This is a genomic window from Prochlorococcus sp. ALOHA_ZT_50, assembly GCF_022447305.1.
Lineage (GTDB): Bacteria > Cyanobacteriota > Cyanobacteriia > PCC-6307 > Cyanobiaceae > Prochlorococcus_A.
On sequence record NZ_JAKVCI010000058.1, the window covers coordinates 1 to 2,585 of the forward strand.

The following is a 2,585-nucleotide window of genomic DNA, read 5'->3' on the forward strand; positions in this document are numbered from 1 at the left end:
TTATTCATTAAAACTTTATAAGATGTATCTAAAAGAGAATCACCACAAAGAAGACGATTATTACCTAATAACCAAACATCACCTAATTTAGTAACAGGGTTATAATCTTCATCAAAATCTTCCAATAACTCTGCTGTTTCTTGAAATTCTGAGTTTAAGCTATCTATTGATAAATCTATTTCAGTTGTACTAAAACCTGTGATATCCAAATCCAAATCTAAGTTGAGTTCTGCTAAATCCTTAAACTCTAGTGCGAGTAAATCTTCATCCCATCTACCATTCTCAGTTAATTTATTATCCGTGATTCTATAAAGCCTCTTTTTTTCAGAGGTTAAATCTTTAAGATTAATCACGGGTATCGTTTCAAGCTTGAGATTTAGAGCAGCATAGTATCTCCCATGTCCAGCAAGTATTTCACCAAATTCATCAACTAAAACCGGGTTAGTGAAACCAAATTCTTTAATACTTCTTTCTATTTCATGAATATGCTTTTTACTATGCTTTCTAGGATTATTTTTATAAGGTTTTATATCTTTTATATTTACAATATTCAATTTCATTTTATTTACCATTTTGTTATTCACATTTCTTGTTTCAAGATAGCAAATATTAAATCAAATTGCAAGAAAAAAAAGATCGTATAATACCAATATGGTAAAAAACGAGAAGCAGCGTTATATTGAAATCGGTAAAAAGATAAGGGTTGCGCGAGAAAATAAAGGATTTTCACAAAAAGAATTAGCTACAGTTTTGGGTTTTAAATCTAGTACTGCTATTTCATATCTAGAAACAGGTGAAAGGAAGATTTCAATTTTTGATCTGGAAAATCTTGTTAAAAATCTTGGGTATAGCTTTGATTATTTTTTAGATAAAACAACTTATGAGGCTAATAATCTGGATGAAATACTTACAGATCAGTATCAATTAAATTTAGCTAATATTGATATGGTAAAAAAATTAATTCAATTTTTACAAAATAATCGGTAATGTAAAATATTTTGTGTAAATTCCAAATTTTGTCATTTTTTGTTTTATCAGCTCCAAGGTTAAAAGTTTAAAAATCACAGCTCCAGAAGGGATGCTGTGATAAACTTTTGTGACCTTAGGAGCTAAACCTTCCTTCAAAGAATATTTCCAATTGATTTACGACTAAACCCCAGTTTCTAACAGGCATAGTCCATTTTTTGGTAATATTCTGCATCGCTAAGAAAAGAGATTTCTCTAATGATTTATCAGTAGGGAAAACTGATTTTGCTTTAGTTACTTTTCTAAATTGACGATTTAAACTTTCCAGTGCATTCGTAGTATAGATCAGCCGTCTCACTTCATTTGGATAAGCAAAGAATGTCGATAGCTCTGTCCAATTAGTTTCCCATGATTTTGATATTGATGGATATTTGTTATCCCATTTATCTTTAAATTCTTGCAAAGCTTGGTATCCAGATTGCTCTGTAGGAGAGCCATATATCTGCTTCAAATCACTACAAATTTGTTTCCGATCTTTGTAGGAAACATGCTTAACAGAATTTCTAACCTGATGAATTATGCAGCGTTGAATCTCGACTTTTGGGAATACAGCACGGATAGAATCTGCTAAACCTGTTAAACCATCCATGCACGCTATCAGTATATCTTCTAGCCCCCTGTTCTTCAGCTCATTTGCAACTGTTAACCAATATTTTGCACTTTCTGCACCATCTCCTATCCACATGCCTAATATATCCTTTAAGCCATTAGAATCAATTGCCAGACAAATATATACCGCCTTTTTGATTACACGACTTTCATGACGAACACTGTAGTGGATACAATCAAAGAATACTACTGGGTAAACTTTATCTAACTGACGGTTCTGCCATTCTTGAATTTTGGGGTAGATTTTGTCTGTTATATTACTCACCAATTCAGCTGAAACTTTTACTCCATATATCTCCGCCAAATGTTCATTCAAGTCTCTAGTTGATAGTCCCCGAGCATAAAGAGCTATGATCTTTTCTTCAAGACCATCACTTAAACTGCCTAAATTATTTACCAGTATTGGCTTGAAGCTTGATTCGCGATCACGAGGAATCTCTAATGGTAATTCTCCAAAGTCTGTTTTAAAAGTTTTTTCCCTAGTACCATTTCTTGAATTCTTTGACTCAGATCTCTCATGTTTCTTGTAGCCCAGATGCGATTCCATCTCTCCTTGAAGGATCTCTTGGATCATCTCCTTCATCAATCTGCCCATCAAATCTTCAACATCTTTCATTCGAAGACCCTTGTTCTCGTCACGCAATTTCCGAGCATATTCTTTTATGTTTGACATTTATGTTTTCTCCTTTTTATTTAAAGGAATTTACACAATTTATTTTACACTCTCTGTTTGTGCCACAGATTCAAACAACTCACCGGGACAATTTAAATTCCTAATCTCACCCAAATCTTCTTTAAAACCTCTGTAGTAGGACTCTTGAAAGCCATTTCTCCATGGAGATGCTTTAGGGCTCATAGATATCTTGATTTCATATGACTCTAAAATTTCTCGATAAGCTCTACTCCTATACTCTGAACCTTGGTCTGAGTGGGAGATTGAAGGTACATTT

The 2,585-nt window shown here is 33.1% G+C and carries 4 protein-coding genes; 1 reads left to right on the forward strand and 3 read right to left on the reverse strand.

Annotation, left to right across the window (positions count from 1 at the left end; all coding sequences use genetic code 11):
- On the reverse strand, window positions 1-560 hold a 560-nt coding region (locus MK115_RS09095), incomplete at its 3' end, for a ParB/Srx family N-terminal domain-containing protein (RefSeq protein ID WP_287610893.1).
- Window positions 561-651: 91 nt separating this feature from the next.
- Between MK115_RS09095 and MK115_RS09100 the strand changes: the two genes are divergently transcribed.
- On the forward strand, window positions 652-987 hold the full coding sequence (locus MK115_RS09100; protein ID WP_287610895.1) for a helix-turn-helix domain-containing protein: 336 nt from the start codon (window positions 652-654) through the stop codon (window positions 985-987).
- A 115-nt stretch (window positions 988-1,102) separates the two neighbouring features.
- Here MK115_RS09100 and MK115_RS09105 read toward each other — a convergent pair whose 3' ends face one another.
- Window positions 1,103-2,308, reverse strand: coding sequence for an IS256 family transposase (locus MK115_RS09105; RefSeq protein ID WP_287610897.1), 1,206 nt, complete (start codon window positions 2,306-2,308; stop codon window positions 1,103-1,105).
- A 39-nt stretch (window positions 2,309-2,347) separates the two neighbouring features.
- On the reverse strand, window positions 2,348-2,585 hold a 238-nt coding region (locus MK115_RS09110), incomplete at its 5' end, for a DDE-type integrase/transposase/recombinase (RefSeq protein WP_353847961.1).

Bases quoted from the DNA above. Each gene is read 5' to 3' on its own strand.
- MK115_RS09105 (WP_287610897.1), bottom strand. From the start codon at position 2,308: ATGTCAAACATAAAAGAATATGCTCGGAAATTGCGTGACGAGAACAAG.
- MK115_RS09100 (WP_287610895.1), top strand. From the start codon at position 652: ATGGTAAAAAACGAGAAGCAGCGTTATATTGAAATCGGTAAAAAGATA.